The organism is Sphingomonas sp. Leaf38 (assembly GCF_001421825.1).
Classification (GTDB): Bacteria; Pseudomonadota; Alphaproteobacteria; order Sphingomonadales; family Sphingomonadaceae; genus Sphingomonas.
Genome location: NZ_LMLD01000010.1, coordinates 249,006 through 266,527, shown reverse-complemented (window position 1 = coordinate 266,527; position 17,522 = coordinate 249,006). Strand labels below are relative to the sequence as shown.

Below are 17,522 nucleotides of genomic sequence, written 5' to 3'. Positions count from 1 at the left end.
ATTCCCGGGGATCGCCGCGCTGCTGATATCTTCCGCCGCGTCGATGCCGCGACGCACGAGCGCGACACCGGCGATATCGGATTCGTGTTGCTCGACGCGGAGGGGCACAGGCTGGGTGGCAACATTGGCCTGTCGCGGCCGTTGCCAATGGGGTTCTCCACGCTCGCCGGCGATCGGTTGATCCCCGGCCTGTCCGCGGGCCGCGCTTTGGTGCGCGACGTCGGCGGCGGCATGACGCTGACCACGATCGCCGAAACCGAGCCGTTCGACGACTATAACGGCGCGCGCGTCCGCATCTATCTGATCGGGTTCGGGTCGATCCTGTTCGTCGTGCTTGGTGGGCTGATCGTCTTCGTCGTGACGATCGGCCGGCGGATCGGTGAGACCCGCCACACGGTCGAGGCGATCATCGACGGCGACATGACGCGGCGCGTGCCGGTCGACCGATCGGGGGGCGAGTTCGCGCAACAGGCGATGGCGTTCAACCGGATGCTCGACCGGATTTCGGATCTGATGGCAAGCATCAGCAACGTCTCCAACGACATTGCGCACGACCTGCGCACGCCGCTCGCTCGGTTGCGGAGCCAACTCGCGCTGTCATTGCGCCGCGCGGAGTCGCCGGTGCAGCGCGACGATCTCGAAGCCGCCATCGCGATGAGCGACGACCTTCTTGCGATGTTCGCGGCGATGCTGCGGATCGCCGAGATCGAGGGCGGCGATCGTCGCGCGGGGTTCGCGCGGCTCGATCTGGCGGCGCTGGCGGACGAGATCGGCGTGATGATGCAGCCGGTCGTAGCCGATAGCGGACGGATGCTGGCTCTTGCAACGGCGTCACCGCTGCCGATCGTCGGCGACGGGCAGTTGCTCGGTCAGCTGATCGTCAATCTGATCGAGAATACGGTGCGTCATACGCCGGTTGGTACGCGGATTTGTATCGCGGTCACCGACACGCTCACCATAACCGACGATGGCCCCGGTATCCCGGCCGACCAACGCGCGCTGGCACTGCGGCGGTTCGGGCGTCTCGACACCAGTCGTCACGATGGCGGCCATGGGCTTGGCCTGCCGCTGGTCGAGGCGATCGTTCGCCTGCACCGCGGCACGATCGCGTTGGAAGACGCGGCGCCCGGACTGCGCGTCGTCATCGCTGTGCCTGCCTGAAAAGCGAGGCCCCCTTTTGACGACGACACCCGGACACGCTCGACGCCTGCCCGGGTTGGTCGGTCAAAGGGCGGTGTCGATCAGAACTTGACCGACGCCTCCACGCCGTAGGTCCGCGGCGCGTTGAAATTGCCGTAATCGCCGAGGATGTTGTTGATGCTGCCCGACGCCGTGTTCGTGGTCGGCGAGCCCGGCAGGCTGTTCGATGGATCCCGACGGAATACATACTGCTTGTTGAACAGGTTGCGCGTCCAGGCCGAGATCGTCAGCGCATTGTTGTTACCGACGATGATGTTCGCCAGCGCGATGCGTGCGTTGGCGATGAACGCGGCATCGTTCTTGGTCGCATATTGATCGAAGGTCTGCGTCGCCTGCGAGTAGTTGCCGTCGACGTGGAACTTCAGATCCAGCGCGCCGATCGGCGTCGTGTAGTCGATCGAGCCATTGGCCGCATTGCGCGGGGTGAACACGATGTAGAAGTTCTGATACACGCCGGTCGACGTGATCAGCACCGGCGGGATCTTGGTGTAGGTATAGGCATAGCCCGCGGTCAGCGTCAGGCCATCGACCGGCTGGACCGTCAGGTCGGCTTCGATCCCGCGGATCTTGGTGATCCCCGGTGCATTGATCGTGACCAGATTGTTGAAGCTGCCGGTCGAGGTCGTCTGGATCGAGCTGATGTCGATCTGGCTGTTCTTGCGGTCCATGATGTAGCCGGCAAGGTTCAGGCGCGCGCGGTGGTTCCAGAAATCGGTCTTGGCGCCGATCTCGTACGATTTCACATCCTCCGGGTTGAACGTCTGGTAGTTCGACGTGCGCGAGCTTGCCCCACCGGCGCGGTAGCCGGTCGCGTATTTGGCATAGAGATGCAGCGTGTCGGTAGCGTCATAGGCCAGTGTGGCCATCGGATTGAAGCGATCCCAGCTGGCATCGAGCGGCTTGTAGCCCGCGGCGGTCAACTGTGCCGTGGTCGCGGTGTCGTAGTTCAGGTTGCGCGAATAATGCAGCACGCCCTGCTTCTCGTCGTGCGTGTAGCGGCCGCCTGCGGTCAGATGAATGCGATCGGTCGCGTTCCACGTGACCTGGCCATAGCCGGCATAGCTCTTGGAATGCACTTCTGACGCGCGATCGATCGAGCGGCACCCGGGTTGCGAACCGAACCCGCCCGAACCGGTGCAGGGATCGAGGATCGTCACGCCGGTGATCGCGGTGCCCGCAGTGGTTGCGGTCGCATTCGTGGTGAATGCGTTCGAGTTCGGGGTGGCGGCGTCGTCGCTGATATGCTCGTTGAAGTAATAGAGCCCGGCGACGTAATCGAGCTGGCCTACGCTGCCGACAGCCTGGAATTCCTGGCTGAACTGGTTCTGCCTTAGGTCGGCGAGGCTGTACCGGCTGAAATTGCAGCCGGTGCCGGTGCAGTTGGCGGCCACGACCGGCACGCGGTGCGCGCCGCCGCTATTGTCCCACTGCGTCGAGGTGACGCCGCGCCATGCGGTGATCGACCGGAGTTCGATCTCGGGGGCGACGTTCCAGTGGATGTTCGACGTATAGCCGTGCGTCTTGTCGATGCTCGGCTGCTGCGGCACGCCGATATCGGCGACCTTCATCCGGCTGGTGCCGTTGACGACGACCTGGCTCGGCACCGGCTTCACCGTGCCGGTCAGCGTGGCATAGTTGGTGCCGGGTAGCGTGCACGCGGCCGCTGCCGCCTGGCTGCCGGCGACGCACCCATTGGGGTTCGCGTTGAGCAGCTGGCTGTAGAACGGGCTGTTTGCGTCATAGCCATTGTCGTAGCTGAAATCGGCGGTCATGCCTTCGACGGGCTTGATCCGTGCGGTCGCCTTGAAGCCGCGGCGATCGTAGTAATTCCAGCCGGTCTGGCCGGCGAGCGGGTTCCGGGTGGTCGCGCCCTGATATTGGACGACTCCGTCGAGCTTCAGCGACACGCCATAGGTCTCGGGAAGATCGAGCCGGAACGCGCCGTTATAGCCGCCGTAATTGGCGATGCCGCCGGTTGCGCTGCCGCCCCATTTGCCGGTCGGCGCCTTGGTGACGATGCTCAGCGCGCCGCCTTCGGTGTTGCGGCCGAACAGCGTGCCTTGCGGCCCCTTGAGCACTTCGATCCGCTCGACGTCGAACAGCGCGGCATTCAGCCCGTGCTGGCGACCAAGATAGACGCCGTCGATATAGATGCCGACGCCCTGCTCGCGCGCGGGCTGGTTGGCGTCGAGCGGAACGATGCCGCGAATACCGACGGTCAGCGCGGACTGGCGCGCCTCGAACGTCGCGACACGCAACGATGGCACCGCGCCGTCGGCGAGATCGTACAGGCTCTGGACGTGGCGGTCCTGCAGGTTCTGCGCCGTCATCACGCTGATTGCGATCGGCGTCTTCTGCAGGTTGGTCTCGCGCTTGGTCGCGGTGACGACGACGTCGCCGAGACCGGACTGGTCGGGTTCGGCGGCAGGCGTGACCGCATTGGCGGGCTCCGGTGCGACCGTCGAATCCTTCGCGGCGGTCGGCTCGGCGGTCGGTGCGGGGGCAGCGAACGCTGGCGACGCGCTAGCGATCGTCAGGGCGGCGCCGGCCAGCAGCCGCAAGCGCAGGCTTGCTGAATTCAACATCGAAAAGTTCCCTTTTAGGCAGTGTTTGCCTTGAAGGGCGCGATAGGCTGCGGTCGTGGCACGTCCGTTACGGATATAAGAATCGGGTGTCCGACGGTTTTAATGCTCGTTTAATGGTTGCGGCGCGGCCGATCCGGTTATTCGGCCGCGATCGACAGCGCCGGCACCTCGTCGGCGATCATCACTTGATCGCGGCCGGCGCGCTTGGCGCGATACAGCGCGTTGTCGGCGCGCTGGATCAGCGTCGATCCATCGCGATCCATCTCGGGATACCACATTGCGATTCCGAACGACATTCGGATCGCGCCGAGCGCGCGGTCGCCGTGGCGTACCGATGTCTCGGCGATGGCGATCCGCAGTCGCTCGACGCGTCCAAGCAGCACGGGCAACGTCGCGCCGGGCGCGATGATCGTGAACTCCTCGCCCCCATAGCGGCACACGACGTCGCCATCGCGGAAATGGCGCGTCATTTCGGTCGCTACCGCGCGCAGGACGATATCGCCGGCATCATGTCCGAATTCGTCGTTGAATCGCTTGAAATGATCGACGTCGCACATGACCAGCCCGAGCGGTGTCCCCGCGGGTGCGGCCCGCGCGATCTCGATCGCCAGCGCCTCTTCCATATAACGGCGATTGAACAACGCGGTCAGCGGATCGCGGATGGTCTGTTCGCGCAGCCCCCGCTGCAGCTGGTGGTTGAGCAACGCGGAGGCGATGTTCTCGGTCAATACCGCCAACCGAAAGCGGCTCTCCGCCTCGACCACGCCCTCCAGATACAACAGCCCGATCACCTCGCCCCCCGCCAGCAACGGTTCGCAGTGATACACCGCGCCCGGATCGCCGACATGCGCGCAGATCACGTCGGTGCCGGGTTCGACGATGTAATGCCCCTGGCCACGTCGTAATCCCCAGCATTGCTCGGGCGGGAACGCCTCCCGCGCGCGGCTTAGATCGCCCCAGCTCGCCAGCCGGATCAACAGGTTGCGCGAATGATTATGCGCATAGAGCGCGCCGGGTACCGATGGCAGCACGCGGGGCACGAAGCACGCGATCACCGCGGCGAGCTCGGCATCGGTCCGCGCGGTCTGCATCCGGTGCGACATCCCGCCGAGCAGTTCGATCATCTCGCTGCGCGCCTGCAACGTATCAGCGTTGCAGCGCAATTCGGCATTGGCACGCTGAAGGTCCGCGTCGCTGGCCGATTGCAGCGATCCGGCTGCCGCAAGCCGGTCTGCCATCGCGTTATATGCCTCGGCGAGCGCGCGGAACTCCGCGGTGCCGATCGCATCGGTGACGCGCGCGTCGCGGTCCCCCTCGCCAAAAGCACGCATCGATCGCAGCATCGATCGGATCGGCCGTCGCACGCCGCGGATGATCAGAACGACTGCAACCGCGAACAGCGCGATGATCGTCGGGCCGCCGACGAGCGGCAGATGCCGGTTCCAGGCGGATTGTTGTTCCGCCGCATATAACCGCACCGCCAGCAGGTCGCGTTCCTCGTCCCGCAACTGGCCGGCGCGCCGGGCGACCTCGTCCATCAGATTGCGGCCATGCCCGTTCGCGACGATCGCGATCGCCTCCGCGAAATGCCCGCTTTGCCCGAGCGACAGCGGCATCCGCAGCGAGGCAATCTTCTGCGCGACGATCCGCTGCAACGCGACGGCGCGGTCATGCTGCTCGGGATTGTCGCGAGTCAACGCCGCAAGCGCGACGGTGTCGTTTGTCGCCTCGACCGTGCGATAGTCGAAATTTCGTGCGTAGCTGCGGTCGTGGGTCAGCAGGAAGCCACGCTGGCCCGATTCCGCTTCGCGCAGGTCGGCCATCGTCTCGTCGATCTTGTGGATCAGCTGTTCAGTTCGACTGACCCAGTCGAGCGAGGCTTTCATCCGGACGCTCGCATCGACCAGCAGCAGCGCCAGTGCGAGCATGGCGAGCGACACGCAGGCGCCGAGCCAGCCGATGCGGGCGGATAGCGAAGACAGAGAAAACGCTGACATGCCAGAGCGATGCACGCAAACCGGTAAAGATTTGGCTTCCGGATACGCATCTCGCTGCACGGGCAGTTCGAGGGATATTAACGGCGGAACGGCAGTCTTGCTGCGGTCGGAGCGAGGGACAAACGATGAGCGCCAGATCGGATCACGCGGACGCGTATGACGCCCCGGGCAGGCTCGTGATGAGCGTCGCTGCGGTCGAACTGATCGGAGGGGCGATCCTCATGACGATCCTGCCCCGGTGGAGCGTGGTGCTGTCGTTCGTCTGGCTGGCGATCCTGCTAGGGACGATCATCGCCTCGTGTGCAGTCGCGATGCCGCGACCTGTGCGGATCTTGGTGATCGCTGGCTTGACGGCTATGTTCGTGCTGACCGGGGCGCGGCTCGATTGGCTTGGAACGCTCGCGACCGATGCCGACGCGCATCAGGCGCGCGCCGATGGCGTGGTACCGATCGTCACGCGGACGTTTCATGGACGAGTTGCGGGCGCGCTTTCGGGGCCAGCCGTCGCGCCCGGGGAGGGCCAGGACGGCTGGAGGGCGGATATCGATGCGCTGCTGTCAGGCCTGTCGAGCGCGCAGGGAGGTCGGGTGATCGTCCGTACGCTGACCGTCGACCGCACGGTCGAGCCCAACCGGGTGGCTATCGACTGGTCGATCGCGACCGGCGATGCGAATAAATCCTGCGGCTCGATCACCATCGCCGCCACCGATCGGCAGGTCGCGCTCGATCAGGTCGGTACCATACTGCGAATGGCCGTCGAGCGAACGCGCGCTTCGGGCACGCCGCTATGCTATTGAGCGCCGCGGCTCCATCGCCGGCCGATCAGGACGCGCCTGTCGTGATCAGCACCATCGCGCCACCGATCGCGAACCCTTCGGCGACCGGCGCGAGTGACATCGTCACGCGCCGCTGGTCGCCGCTATTCGTCAGGATCATGCTGTCGAACGCCACCGTGGGGGCCGCACCAGACAGCACTGTCTCGACCGCGTCGCGCGCTTCGGCCCGCGCCGAGAGCGCGAGCAGGTCGACCAGCCGTGCCTGCAGAATGCGCTCGCGGGGCAGACCGAGAAAGTCCGCCGTGCGATCGTCGATACTCGTGACCGTCCCGCGGACGCTGATCCGCATCACCAGAACGCCGCGATGGGCCGCGCGGGCCTGCTCCAACGCGCGCTGGTCGGCCAGCCAGCGGTCCTCCTGCGCCTCGTGATAGCGGTGCAGCGTCAGCGCGATACCGTCGACCCAGGGTGAGGCGTGCCCCCGGACGCGTTGCGCGTCGCTGGAGGCCATGGGGAGGGGCAAAGGCAGGTCGAACCACGCGTCCTCCCCCGTTTCCAAGACCCGGCGCAGCTCGACCAGAGCGATACCGATGCCGATCCGATCGAGTAGCATATCAATCGCTGCGCCGCGGATCGTCTCGATCGATTGGCCGATCAGCAGTGCGGCGGCGGTCGACGTCTCGCGGACGTGCAAGCTGTCGTCGAGGATCAGGAAGCCACCCGGCACGCGCTCGATCAGTGCCGCGAATTCAGCCTCGCGACAGCCGGTGGGCGCGTCGGGCAGGGGCGGTGCAGTCGTCTTCTGGTCCGCCTTGCACCATGCGTCGAACGCCATGAGGACGTAGCGTGGTCGTCCGCGATTGGTGACCACAACCGGGGCATGCGACGCCCGATCCTGCCATAATCCGAAGTTCCGGACGATCTCAGCCGAACTTACCGTTGCGGTTCTATCCAAGATGCGTCCTGTCTCGCACCGGGCGTGCGCTTGAATACCGCGCACGACCTTTTCAGTGCGGCAGTAGATGGCGATCCACTTTAGCTTATCGATATCTGTCTCTTATCAATAATATACCCAAACTGGTATATTAATCCAAGGCAATATAGCCAATCAAAATGGTTCTTTCGACACCCATACTGGTTATATGCAAATTACGACGCAACGCGACAACGCCACCTAACCCAGCGTTTACGCTACGGTCCGCAATGTCAGGTGATGATACGTCGATCTCTCCCTGCGCGACGCCATATCGACCATACCGGGTTTCGATCGCTGCTGTCTGATCGCCGCGGTGTTGCGCTGATCGAGATGGCGATAACCTTGCCGGTGCTGTTGACACTGTTGTTCGGGATCATGGCCTATGGCCAATGGTTCTTCGTGTCGCACACCGTTCAGCAGACCGCGAACGATGCCGCGCGCGCCGCCATTTCCGGGCTGACCAAAAACGAGCGCTATGCGACCGCGCTGAAGACCGTGAACGTCAATTTCGTGCGCGGCGGGATGCTCGATGCGTCGAAGCTGACGGTCGTCGTCGAGGATGACGGGACGATGATCGTCGTGCGGCTGTCCTACGATGCAGCGCAGGATCCGGTGCTGTCGACCGGGCTGGTGCCGGTGCCGAGTACGACGATACGACGCAGCGCCGCGGTATTGTTGGGTGGCGTCTGAGGTGACGGGGGCGATGACGCACCGCATTCTCGGCTCGACGCGACGGCTCGTCCGCGATGGTCGCGGCTATGTGACGATCCTCACGGCGGGGGCGATGACGATGCTGATGGGCGCCGCCGCGCTCGGCGTCGATGTCGGATCGCTTTACGTCGCCAAGCGCCAGTTGCAAGGCGTCGCCGATGCCGCCGCGCTGGCCGCGGCCGCAACCAGTGCCGATCCCTTGGTGGCGGCCCGCGGTGCGGTGAGGGTCAACGCAGTTCCCGGCACCTCGGTCGCCAGTCTCGTCCGCGGCCGCTACACGCGCGATCCGAGCCTCGACGCGGGCGCGCGGTTCATACCCGATGCCGCCGGTGGCGTGGCGGGGGGGGCGAGCACGGCCAATGCGTCGCAGGTCGTGGTGGCGCAGACCGTGCCGTTGTTTTTCGGCCGATTGATCACCGGGCGACCGACCATGCGGGTGACCGCAACGGCGCTGGCAGCGCGGATCGACATGGCGGCGTTCTCGCTCGGCACGCGGCTGGCGGCATTGCAGGGCGGGCTTCCCAACGCACTGCTGTCGGGGCTGGCAGGGACAAACCTCAACGTGTCGGTAATGGATTATACTGCGCTCGCCGGCGCCGATGTCGACGCGCTCGCCTTTGCCAGTGCGTTGCGGACAACGCTCGATCTTGACGCCGCAACCTTCGGAGAGACTCTCAACACCACCACGACTCTGCCCAAAGCGGTCGAGGCGCTGGCGGCAGCGACCACCGACCAGACCGCGGCGTCGGCATTGCGCGCGATCGCTCTGAAGCTACCGCCGACCAGTATCCAGCTATCGAAGCTGATCGATCTCGGCCCACTGGCGGGGCAGCGCACGGTGGATCCCGCCAACGTGTTCGAATTCGACAGCTATGCCGGGCTGCGCGAGATCCTCCAGCTCGCCAACGGTCAGCGCACGGTCGCGTTTGGAACGGGGGTATCGGTACCGGGGCTTGTCTCGACGCAGCTGAGCCTGGCGAGCGGCCAGCGGACCGTGCAATCGCCGTGGCTCGCGGTCGCCAAGGACAATGCGGTCGTCGTCCGGACCGCGCAAACGCGGCTTTACGTCGACACGCAGATCGGCGGGCTGGCGACGTTCGGGCTGGCGTCGCTGCGCTTGCCGATCTTCGTCGAACTGGCCTCGGCCAGCGCGTCGCTCAGCCGGATCGCGTGCACGCGCAGCCCAGCGACGGGCACGGTGTCGCTCGATGTCACGCCGAGCGTCGGCAACGTCACCATCGCCGATGTCGCGACCGCGCGGCTGAACGACTTCACGACGCCGATCACAACACAGCGCGCGACGATTGCACATGCGCTGCTCGTCGACGTCTCGGGCTATGCCGACGTAAAGCTCGGGGGGGTCGCGGCGCAGCCGCTGACCTTCTCTGCCGACGACATCGCGCAGAACCGCGTCCGTTCGGTCTCGACCAACGATCTCGCGCAGGGACTGGCCTCGTCGCTGATCCGATCGATGGACCTCCGTATCGGCGTGCTCGGGCTTGGGCTCAATGTGTCGGCGATCACCGCCGCGGTCGGCAGCGCGCTGTCGGTCGCCGCGCCCGCGCTCGACGGTCTGCTCGATCAGGTTACCGGGCTGTTGGGGGTGCGCGTCGGGCAGGCGGATGTCCAGGTCAACGGCCTGCGCTGTGGTCGCGCCGTACTGGTCGCCTGATCCTTTCCTCGCTTTTCTTTCTTTCAACGATGGACTGTTCCGTGCGCCAGCTTGCCAAGATCCCCACCGACCGCCGTTCGCTCAATCGCTATCCGGTGGCGATGCGCGTGACTCTCAGAGAGGGGCGCGCCTGCGTCTTCGACGTGACGATCCACGATCTGTCATGCCATGGCTGTCGCGTCGCGCTCGGCTATCAGGCCGCGCCAGGGCAGGACGTCGTCGTCCGCTTCGCCGGACTGCAACCGGTCCGCGCGACGATCATGTGGGCGGCCGGCGGCGAGGCCGGCGTCAGGTTCGCGCAGCCCTTCCACTATGCTGTGCTGCGACACCTGATCACGACGACCGGCGGCCCGAGCGCGAGCGAGATGGACTAGGACAATATGAGGTTGGAGCGGGTGAAGGGAATCGAACCCTCGTCACTTGCTTGGGAAGCAAAAGCTCTACCATTGAGCTACACCCGCAGACGCGCCGCTGTTCGCGGCGGTTGGGCGTCCGTACCCGGCACGATCGCGAAGTTCAAGCGTCAAGCGCAGGCGGAACGTCTGCGGTCGTGCAACGCTGTAGCCTTGCGGGCATGGCGCTCGACAAGGACGCACGGCATGACGATCGCTACCCCTTCCCGAGACGGCCTGTCGCGACCCCTCGCGGTGCTGGTCGTGGCCGGCGTGCTTGGGGCCAGCGCGGTGCTCGGGCGCCGCAATGCGCCCGATCCTTCGCACCCCAGGACGCGGCGCTGGTACAAGCGGCTCGACAAGCCCGGATTCACGCCGCCCGACGCGGTGTTCGGTGCGGTCTGGCCCGTGCTCGAGACAGGGCTGGCAGTTGGCGGCTATCGGCTGATGCGCGCGCCGCAATCGCAGCGACGTGATGCAGCGGTCGGCTTGTGGTTGCTCAACAGCGCGATGGTCGGTGGCTGGACCGAATTGTTCTTCCGTAAACGTGCACTGGAGACAAGCGCGGTCGCGGCAGGCGCAATGGTCGTCACCGGCGCGGCGTATGTCGCCACAGCCGCCAAGATCGATCGCCCGGCGGCGGGGCTGGGGGTACCGTTCGTGGCCTGGCTTGGCTTCGCGACGCTGCTCGCGACCCGGATCAGCCAGCGCAATGCCGAGTCGACCGAGACGCGACGATGAGCCGGGTTACGGTGTGGCATGATGGCGACTGTCCGCTATGCCGGCGCGAGATCGCGATAATGCGGCGGCTTGATCGGCGCGGTGCGATCGAGTTTATCGACGCAACCGAGGGCGACGCATCCTGTCCGATCGACCGCGGTGAACTCCTCGCGCGATTTCACGCACGCGAGGAGGGGCATTTGCTATCCGGTGCTGCGGCATTCGCGGCGATGTGGCGGGCGATCCCGATCCTGCGCCCGTTGGGCCTCGCCGCGCGGCAGCCACGCGTGCTGAGCCTGCTCGAGCGTGTCTATACCGGCTTCCTGCGCGTCCGGCCGAGATTGCAACGCGCGGTGCGACGGCGCGAGGCGGTGAAGCCGTGACGGTGGCGCGCGACGCTGTATTGCCCGGCCAGACTAGCGTCTGGGACTTTCCGCGTCCCGCGATCGCCGAGCGATGCCCGCGACACATCCGCATCGTCCATCGTGACCAGATCGTCGCGAACACGTGCGCTAGCGTGCGAACGCTCGAAACCAGTCATCCGCCAAGCTATTACATCCCGCCCGACGACGTCGCGATGGCACTGTTGCGGCGTTCGACGCATCGCTCGTTCTGCGAATGGAAGGGCGACGCGGTCTATTACGATCTCGTGCTCGATGGCGAGACGATTCGGGACGTCGCCTGGAGCTATCCCGCGCCGACCCGCGTATTTGCCGCGTTGCGCGACCATCTCGCCTTCTACGCGGCACCGTTCGATACGTGCACCGTCGACGACGAGAGGGTCGTGCCACAGCCAGGGGGCTTTTATGGTGGCTGGATCACCGCGGATCTTGCCGGGCCGTTCAAGGGCGTACCCGGCAGCCGCTATTGGTAGACCTTATTCGAGTCCGGCGGCGCGGCGCACCGCGAGCCCAGCGCCGGCCCAATCGACGTCTTCGCCCTCCAGCGCGATCGCCGTGCGCAAATGGTCGCGAACGATCCCGAGCAGCGGCATCGGCGTGCGAGAGCGGCCTGCGGCGGCGTCGACGAGGTTCATGTCCTTCAGCCCGAGCGGCGCGGCGAACCCGGCAGGCTTGAACGCATCGGCCACCAGCATGTCGCCATAGGTCTTGTAGACCGGCGCCGAGAACAACGTCCCGGTCAGCACCTCGAGGAGAGTCGCACGATCGACGCCGCCCTTTTCCGACAGCGTCATGGCCTCGGCCATCGCCTCGACCGCGGCCATGATCATGAAATTGCCGCTGAGCTTGACCAGATTGGCCGCCGATGGCGTGGTGCCGACGCGAAAGACGCGCTGGCCGATCGCCTCGAACAGCGGTTCGCATCGATCGATGAGATCGTCCGCGCCCGCCGCGACGATGAACAGCGTGCCGGCTTCGGCGGCGGGCGGGCGACCGAATACGGGGGCCGAGATGTAGCGGTCGGCGTCGCGCGCGAGGCGGTCGGCGAGCGCGACGCCGATCGTGCTGTGCGAAACGTGCAGCGCGGGCGCGGTCAGGATCCCGTCGTCTCCGTAGACCACGGCTTCGAGCGCGGTGTCGTCGGCCAGCATCGTCATCACCACGTCGCCCTGGGCCGCGGCGGCGGGCGTCTCGGCGAGCTGCGCGCCGGCCGCAACCAGCGCCGCCGCCTTGTCGGGCGAGCGGTTCCACACCATCACCTCGTGCCCTGCCTTGACGAGGTTGGTGGCCATCGCGCTGCCCATCTGGCCGAGACCGATGAATCCGACTTTCATGCTCTATCCTTCAGAATGTCTGTAGCGGGCCAACGCACGCTGGGGCGGATCGCTGCGTCAGGCGCGCAGCGGCAGGCTGAGACGGGCGAGCAGTCCGCCGGTCGGCGATCGGCCCAATGCGAGGCTGCCGCCGTTCAGCTCGGCAAGTTCGCGCGTGATCGACAGGCCAAAGCCGTGGCCATCGCCGCGTTCGTCGAGGCGGCGGCCGGGCAGCATCGCCTCCGCCATCGCGGTGTCGTCGAGGCCATCGCCATCGTCGGCGATTTCCAGCGTCGCCATGCCATCGGTCGCACCGGCCTCGATCGTCAGCGCCGACAGCGCATGCCGCCAACCATTGTCGAGCAGGTTGCCGATCATCTCGTCGAGATCCTGCGCGTCGATCGCGACCGTGATATCGGCGGGGATGTCGCGTTCGATCGCAATCGGCCGCTCGGCATGGATCCGCCGCAACACCGCGAGCAGGTCGTCGACCGCCGGCGCGATCGGCGTCCGAGCCCGCGCGCCGCCGGTCGCATCGGCCCGCGCGCGGCCGAGATGATGGCGGACCCGGCGGTCGATCTGCTCGACCATGTCGCGCACGTCGTCGTCGGCGCCCGTCTCCGCCAGCTTGAGCGACAATGCGGCGAGCGGCGTCTTGAGGCCGTGCGCGAGGTTGGCGACATGCTGGCGGGCGTGCGCGAGCCCCGCGGCGTTCTGGTCGATCAGCGCATTCAACTCGGTCACGAGCGGCTGCAGTTCGCCCGGCTGTTCGTCGGGGATGTGCCGCTCGGTGCCGGCACGGACCGCGGCGAGCGCGGTCCGGAGGTCGCGTAACGGACGCAGCCCGAACCGGAGTTGCAGGATCGTCGCCGCCGCAAGCCCTGCGCCGAGCAAGGCAAGCGAACCGAGCAACGGGATCATCGCCTCGCGTAACGGCTCCTCGACGATCCGGCGCGGGCCGATCGCGGTGATCGTGACGGGACCACGCGGAGTCGGCACATCGAGCGTGCGCGAATGGAGCCGGTCGCCGCTACGATCGCGCGTGTCGCCGGCGCGAAGTTGATGCGCGTCGGGACCACCGGGGCCGGGACGATCCCGGACATCCTGCGGCGGGGCGGGCGGCAGGGGTAGCGGCACTGTAGCCGGGGCGGGGGCGGCGGGCGCGGGCGCGGGCGGGGTAGCGGGCTGGGGCAGGGGAGCAGCCGTCCCGCTGTCGACACGACCGGCGGGCCCGTCGATATGCCAGGACCAGTCCGATCCGGCGACGCCGAACTCGGGCAGGTCGATCGCGCGCGTCCGGTCGAGCGTCCCATCAGGGCGCACCGCTCGCGCGAGCACCGCGACCTGCGCGTCGAGCCGCTCGTCGAGGCCCCGCGTGACGAACCGTTCGAGGACATGACCAATCGTCACGCCCGCGAAAAGCAACGCCAGCCCGGTCGACAGCGCGGCGATGACGAGCATCCGCCCGAAAAGTGACCGCGGGACGAGGCGCATCCGGGGCATTACCATCCGCCCGCCAGGCATGCTGGTCCACCCTGCAAACGCGCCCCCGGCGCAGGCAGGGCACAGATTGGAGAAGGTTCGGCGGCGCGGATCGGTCCTGAGTCTCGAACGGTCCTCGACTGGGTCAACGCCGTCGCGGGGGTGGTGGCATCAAGGTCGCCATTTATCTGTCGCGCGATGTGCGTCACGGCTCGCCCGCCGTCAGCCGATAGCCGCGGCCGCGCACCGTTTCGATCATCTGCGCGCCGATCTTGCGGCGCAACCGGCCGATGATGACCTCGATCGAGTTCGAATCGACATCTGCATCGCCCTCGTACACGCGCTCGATCAGGTCGGCGCGTTCGATCACGACCTCGCGGCGAAGCATCAGCGCGGACAGCACGCGCCATTCGAATGCGGTCAACTTGAGCGGCAGGCCGTCGAGTTCGAACGTCCCGAGTTGCGCGTCGAAGACCAGCGGTCCACACGCGACGCGCGCCGCGGCATGACCGGCGGCGCGGCGGACCAGCGCGCGCAACCGCATCACGACCTCCTCGACGCGGAACGGCTTGATCACATAGTCGTCCGCGCCCGCCTTGAAGCCCTCGACCTTCTCCGACCAGCCGTCGCGTGCGGTCAGGATCAGCACCGGCAGGTCGCGTCCCGCCGCCCGCCAGTCGCGCAGCACGGACAGCCCGTCACGCTTGGGCAGGCCCAGATCGACCACCGCGGCATCGTAGAGTTCGGTCGCGCCGAGATGACCGCCATCCTCGCCGTTGCGGGCCACGTCGACCGCGAAATGCTCGGCGCGCAACGCCCGCGCCAGCCCGTCTGCGATCGTCGCATCGTCTTCGATCAATAATACCCGCATGCCTGTGTCCCTATGCCCGATGCCTCAACGGAATCTGAACGGCTTGGTTCAGCGGGCGTCGGCAGCGTGCGCCTAAAGAGTGATTCGTCAACCAATGAGAGGAACGACGCAAATGACCGAACATTCCCACATCGCGCCCGGCAAGCGCTTCAATCTGCGCCGCAATCGTCTGGCGCTCGCCGCCGCCGGTCTGCTGGTGGTCGGTGGAGCGGCTGGTGCCGTCACCGTCGCGGCAACGCGCCCCAGCGTGACGATGGCGCCCGCCACCCCGGTCGCGATCCGCTCGCTCCAGTCGGATGGGATCGTCACGATCCGCGGTACCGTGGCCGAGCAATACGGCAACAAGTTCGTGATGGCCGACCGCACCGGTCGTGCGCTGGTCGATCTCGGCCGGGGCGGAGAGGGTAGCAATCTGGTCGCGACCGGTCAGCCGGTGACGATCCAGGGCCGCTTCGAGGATGGCTTCGTCCACGCCTCGTTCCTGGTTGCACCGGGGGGCAAGGTTACCGCGCTCGGCCCGGTCGGTGGCCCGCCGCATGGTCCGCATGGCCCCGGGCCCGAAGGTCCCGGTCGCGATGGTCCGGGCGGTCCCGGCGGTCCGGGCGGCGCGGGTGCTCCGCCGCCGCCGCCGCCAGCGGGCGTCGCACCGCCCCCGCCAGTCGGCATGGCACCGCCGCCCCCGCCAGCGGGCATGGCACCGCCGCCAGTGGCTCCAGGTGCAGCCCGCGCGCCAGTCGGGGCGCTCCCCGCACCGGCCGCGGCACCTGCCCCGCAGGCCGCGCCAGCAAACTGAAGAAAAGTGGAGCCGGGTAACACCGGCTCCATTGTTCTGCCAGCGTGCCAATAGCCTCTTCGGCACGCTGGACGTGGTTACGCTGCTAAAGCTTTTCCCCCGGCAGGGGAGGTAGCTGAGGGGGCAAGTATGGAAACCGTCTTAGCGGGCGATGGACGCCAGTCTTGGCGCTTCGGTTCGGCGCTGTTTTGCGGCCGGCACACGGACCCAGTAGCGGCCGGTCACGATCAACGGTAGCGCGAGCAGGCATCCGGCGCCGGCATCCCACATGCCGTCGCCGATCAGCCCCGCGCCGAGCCCCGCCACCGTCGAAACCCCAAGCAGCGCCGGCAGCGCAAAGATCTGGCGGTTGGTCTTGTGGCTCATGCGATCTCTCCTGCCATCACGACTTCGCGGACCCGCTGCTCGCTCGGACCGCCCCGGCGACGCAGCCACAGATACAGCCCACTGCCGAGCACCACGATCGTCAGCACGTCGAACACCGCCCAGATGATCTTCATCACCAGCCCGCCATAATCGCCGAAGTGGAGCGGCTGCGCGAGCAGGAGTGCCTGCATGTACCACGGCATCGGCGTCACCGCGTCGAGCCGTCCGGTCGCGGCATCGACGAACCCTGGCAGCAGGAGCTTCGACGTCATCGGCGTCGTGCCCTTCATGAACACCGCATAATGATGCTTGCTGCTGAAGACGACGCCGGGAAAGGCGATGAACTGCGGCTCCATGTCGGGCGCCTTGCGCCGCACCGCATCGAGCGCCGCCTGCACCGAGGCACGCTCCACCCCAAGCGGCGTGCGCGTCTCGCTGGCGGTGATCGCCGCGAGGCCGTTCGCCTTCCAGATGGCGGTGATCGGCACGACAAAGGTGTTGATCGTCCCCGTCACGCCGACGACGCTCGCCCAGACGAGCGTGACGATGCCGAGCAGATTGTGCCGATCGAGCCAGCCGAGACGCTTGCTGCGCCCGCGCCGCAGCGTGCCGAAGTCGAGCTTGGCCATGAACGGTGCATAGAGAACGACGCCCGAGACGATCGCCGCGAAGAACAGCAGGCCCATCACGCCCAGGAATATCTCCGCCCAGAAGCCGAGCAGCATGTCGGTGTGGAGCTTGAGGATGAACGCCATCACGCCGGGGACATAGGGCGGCATGGTCGCGCCGGTGCGCGCATCGAAGGCAAGGAAGTGCATCGCCGCGGGGGCGGCATCGGCCGTCGCGCCGGTTGTCACATAGACGATGGGTCGTTCGTCGTCGAAGCTGATATAAAGCGGGATATCGCCCGGCGCGGTCGCGGCGGCACGCTTCAGGATCGCGTCGAGCGAGAGCGACGGCGTGCCCGCGGGCAGCGCCGCCATTGGCGCGGGCGGGTTGAGCCAGCCATCGATCTCGTCCTGGAAGATCAGCGGCAGCCCGGTGACGCACAGCATCAGCAAGAACGCGGTACAGATCAGGCTCGTCCATTTGTGGACGAGGTACCAGGTCTTGATCGTGCCGCGGGTCATGCGCGCGATACGCCGTCATGGAACGATAGGGGCTGGCAAATGCTCACCGGCACACAAGTACAGAGTTGATAACGATGTGCAATAGCGATGTGAGTCAGAGAGCCCTCTTCCAATCCTCCCCCGCGAGGGGGAGGTGG

The 17,522-nt window shown here is 66.6% G+C and carries 17 protein-coding genes and 1 tRNA gene; 9 read left to right on the top strand and 9 right to left on the bottom strand.

Features of this window, described 5'->3' with window-relative positions; translation table 11 throughout:
- A partial coding sequence (locus tag ASE88_RS06795) for a sensor histidine kinase (protein WP_235527857.1) occupies positions 1-1,161 on the top strand: 1,161 nt, incomplete at its 5' end.
- 80 nt (positions 1,162-1,241) lie between these two features.
- On the opposite strand, the gene ASE88_RS06790 is transcribed toward ASE88_RS06795, so the two are convergent.
- Both ASE88_RS06790 and ASE88_RS06785 read right to left on the bottom strand, forming a co-directional pair.
- Positions 1,242-3,785, bottom strand: coding sequence for a TonB-dependent receptor (locus ASE88_RS06790; RefSeq protein WP_055879232.1), 2,544 nt, complete (start codon positions 3,783-3,785; stop codon positions 1,242-1,244).
- Between the two features lie 137 nt (positions 3,786-3,922).
- A complete protein-coding gene (locus tag ASE88_RS06785) occupies positions 3,923-5,782 on the bottom strand; it encodes a diguanylate cyclase (RefSeq protein WP_235527856.1) in 1,860 nt (619 codons plus the stop codon).
- Between the two features lie 125 nt (positions 5,783-5,907).
- Here ASE88_RS06785 and ASE88_RS06780 point away from each other — a divergent pair, with 125 nt between their 5' ends.
- Positions 5,908-6,579 (top strand): hypothetical protein, encoded by a 672-nt coding sequence (locus tag ASE88_RS06780; RefSeq protein WP_156356967.1) that lies wholly within the window; start codon positions 5,908-5,910, stop codon positions 6,577-6,579.
- Between the two features lie 25 nt (positions 6,580-6,604).
- On the opposite strand, the gene ASE88_RS06775 is transcribed toward ASE88_RS06780, so the two are convergent.
- The gene (locus tag ASE88_RS06775; RefSeq protein ID WP_056476908.1) at positions 6,605-7,393 is read right to left on the bottom strand and encodes a PAS domain-containing protein; all 789 of its coding nucleotides are present in this window, start codon (positions 7,391-7,393) and stop codon (positions 6,605-6,607) included.
- A gap of 378 nt (positions 7,394-7,771) precedes the next feature.
- Here ASE88_RS06775 and ASE88_RS06770 point away from each other — a divergent pair, with 378 nt between their 5' ends.
- From ASE88_RS06770 to ASE88_RS06760, 3 genes are read left to right on the top strand one after another with little or no spacing between them, the layout of a single operon-like run.
- Entirely contained in the window at positions 7,772-8,224 is a 453-nt protein-coding gene (locus tag ASE88_RS06770; RefSeq protein WP_055879243.1) for a TadE/TadG family type IV pilus assembly protein, read from the top strand.
- 13 nt (positions 8,225-8,237) lie between these two features.
- Complete coding sequence (locus ASE88_RS06765; protein WP_162233402.1) at positions 8,238-9,917, top strand: pilus assembly protein TadG-related protein; 1,680 nt, start codon at positions 8,238-8,240, stop codon at positions 9,915-9,917.
- A 29-nt stretch (positions 9,918-9,946) separates the two neighbouring features.
- Positions 9,947-10,291, top strand: coding sequence for a PilZ domain-containing protein (locus ASE88_RS06760; protein WP_056476902.1), 345 nt, complete (start codon positions 9,947-9,949; stop codon positions 10,289-10,291).
- Positions 10,292-10,304: 13 nt separating this feature from the next.
- Here the strand turns inward: ASE88_RS06760 and ASE88_RS06755 are convergent.
- Positions 10,305-10,378 (bottom strand) — tRNA-Gly (locus tag ASE88_RS06755).
- 138 nt (positions 10,379-10,516) lie between these two features.
- On the opposite strand from ASE88_RS06755, the gene ASE88_RS06750 reads away from it, so the two are divergent.
- The 3 genes from ASE88_RS06750 to ASE88_RS06740 are packed head-to-tail and all read left to right on the top strand — an operon-like array spanning position 10,517 to position 11,903.
- Positions 10,517-11,050, top strand: coding sequence for a TspO/MBR family protein (locus tag ASE88_RS06750; RefSeq protein WP_055879254.1), 534 nt, complete (start codon positions 10,517-10,519; stop codon positions 11,048-11,050).
- Positions 11,047-11,412 (top strand): thiol-disulfide oxidoreductase DCC family protein, encoded by a 366-nt coding sequence (locus ASE88_RS06745; protein WP_055879256.1) that lies wholly within the window; start codon positions 11,047-11,049, stop codon positions 11,410-11,412. The genes ASE88_RS06750 and ASE88_RS06745 overlap by 4 nt, the downstream gene beginning before the upstream one ends.
- Positions 11,413-11,414: 2 nt before the next feature.
- The gene (locus ASE88_RS06740) at positions 11,415-11,903 is read left to right on the top strand and encodes a DUF427 domain-containing protein (protein ID WP_414893510.1); all 489 of its coding nucleotides are present in this window, start codon (positions 11,415-11,417) and stop codon (positions 11,901-11,903) included.
- 3 nt (positions 11,904-11,906) lie between these two features.
- Here the strand turns inward: ASE88_RS06740 and ASE88_RS06735 are convergent, their stop codons facing one another.
- The 3 genes from ASE88_RS06735 to ASE88_RS06725 form a co-directional block, all read right to left on the bottom strand.
- Positions 11,907-12,764: an NAD(P)-dependent oxidoreductase gene (locus ASE88_RS06735; protein WP_056476896.1), complete on the bottom strand. Its 858-nt coding sequence runs from the start codon at positions 12,762-12,764 to the stop codon at positions 11,907-11,909.
- A 57-nt stretch (positions 12,765-12,821) separates the two neighbouring features.
- Complete coding sequence (locus ASE88_RS06730; RefSeq protein WP_235527855.1) at positions 12,822-14,246, bottom strand: sensor histidine kinase; 1,425 nt, start codon at positions 14,244-14,246, stop codon at positions 12,822-12,824.
- Positions 14,247-14,430: 184 nt separating this feature from the next.
- Complete coding sequence (locus tag ASE88_RS06725; protein ID WP_056476890.1) at positions 14,431-15,096, bottom strand: response regulator transcription factor; 666 nt, start codon at positions 15,094-15,096, stop codon at positions 14,431-14,433.
- Positions 15,097-15,208: 112 nt separating this feature from the next.
- Between ASE88_RS06725 and ASE88_RS19205 the strand changes: the two genes are divergently transcribed.
- On the top strand, positions 15,209-15,889 hold the full coding sequence (locus ASE88_RS19205; RefSeq protein ID WP_200910177.1) for a hypothetical protein: 681 nt from the start codon (positions 15,209-15,211) through the stop codon (positions 15,887-15,889).
- A gap of 141 nt (positions 15,890-16,030) precedes the next feature.
- Here the strand turns inward: ASE88_RS19205 and ASE88_RS06715 are convergent, their stop codons facing one another.
- Positions 16,031-16,255: a hypothetical protein gene (locus tag ASE88_RS06715; protein ID WP_056476888.1), complete on the bottom strand. Its 225-nt coding sequence runs from the start codon at positions 16,253-16,255 to the stop codon at positions 16,031-16,033.
- A complete protein-coding gene (locus ASE88_RS06710; protein ID WP_056476885.1) occupies positions 16,252-17,385 on the bottom strand; it encodes a PepSY-associated TM helix domain-containing protein in 1,134 nt (377 codons plus the stop codon). The genes ASE88_RS06715 and ASE88_RS06710 overlap by 4 nt, the downstream gene beginning before the upstream one ends.
- Positions 17,386-17,522: the final 137 nt, after the last annotated feature.

What these genes read in the sequence shown, in the direction of transcription:
- ASE88_RS06745 (WP_055879256.1), top strand. Translation starts at nt 11,047, where the DNA reads ATGAGCCGGGTTACGGTGTGGCATGATGGCGACTGTCCGCTATGCCGG.
- ASE88_RS19205 (WP_200910177.1), top strand. Translation starts at nt 15,209, where the DNA reads ATGACCGAACATTCCCACATCGCGCCCGGCAAGCGCTTCAATCTGCGC.
- ASE88_RS06780 (WP_156356967.1), top strand. Translation starts at nt 5,908, where the DNA reads ATGAGCGCCAGATCGGATCACGCGGACGCGTATGACGCCCCGGGCAGG.
- ASE88_RS06775 (WP_056476908.1), bottom strand. Translation starts at nt 7,393, where the DNA reads ATGGCGTTCGACGCATGGTGCAAGGCGGACCAGAAGACGACTGCACCG.
- ASE88_RS06760 (WP_056476902.1), top strand. Translation starts at nt 9,947, where the DNA reads ATGGACTGTTCCGTGCGCCAGCTTGCCAAGATCCCCACCGACCGCCGT.
- ASE88_RS06770 (WP_055879243.1), top strand. Translation starts at nt 7,772, where the DNA reads ATGATACGTCGATCTCTCCCTGCGCGACGCCATATCGACCATACCGGG.
- ASE88_RS06710 (WP_056476885.1), bottom strand. Translation starts at nt 17,385, where the DNA reads ATGACCCGCGGCACGATCAAGACCTGGTACCTCGTCCACAAATGGACG.
- ASE88_RS06750 (WP_055879254.1), top strand. Translation starts at nt 10,517, where the DNA reads ATGACGATCGCTACCCCTTCCCGAGACGGCCTGTCGCGACCCCTCGCG.
- ASE88_RS06785 (WP_235527856.1), bottom strand. Translation starts at nt 5,782, where the DNA reads ATGTCAGCGTTTTCTCTGTCTTCGCTATCCGCCCGCATCGGCTGGCTC.
- ASE88_RS06790 (WP_055879232.1), bottom strand. Translation starts at nt 3,785, where the DNA reads ATGTTGAATTCAGCAAGCCTGCGCTTGCGGCTGCTGGCCGGCGCCGCC.
- ASE88_RS06765 (WP_162233402.1), top strand. Translation starts at nt 8,238, where the DNA reads ATGACGCACCGCATTCTCGGCTCGACGCGACGGCTCGTCCGCGATGGT.
- ASE88_RS06735 (WP_056476896.1), bottom strand. Translation starts at nt 12,764, where the DNA reads ATGAAAGTCGGATTCATCGGTCTCGGCCAGATGGGCAGCGCGATGGCC.
- ASE88_RS06715 (WP_056476888.1), bottom strand. Translation starts at nt 16,255, where the DNA reads ATGAGCCACAAGACCAACCGCCAGATCTTTGCGCTGCCGGCGCTGCTT.
- ASE88_RS06730 (WP_235527855.1), bottom strand. Translation starts at nt 14,246, where the DNA reads ATGCCCCGGATGCGCCTCGTCCCGCGGTCACTTTTCGGGCGGATGCTC.
- ASE88_RS06725 (WP_056476890.1), bottom strand. Translation starts at nt 15,096, where the DNA reads ATGCGGGTATTATTGATCGAAGACGATGCGACGATCGCAGACGGGCTG.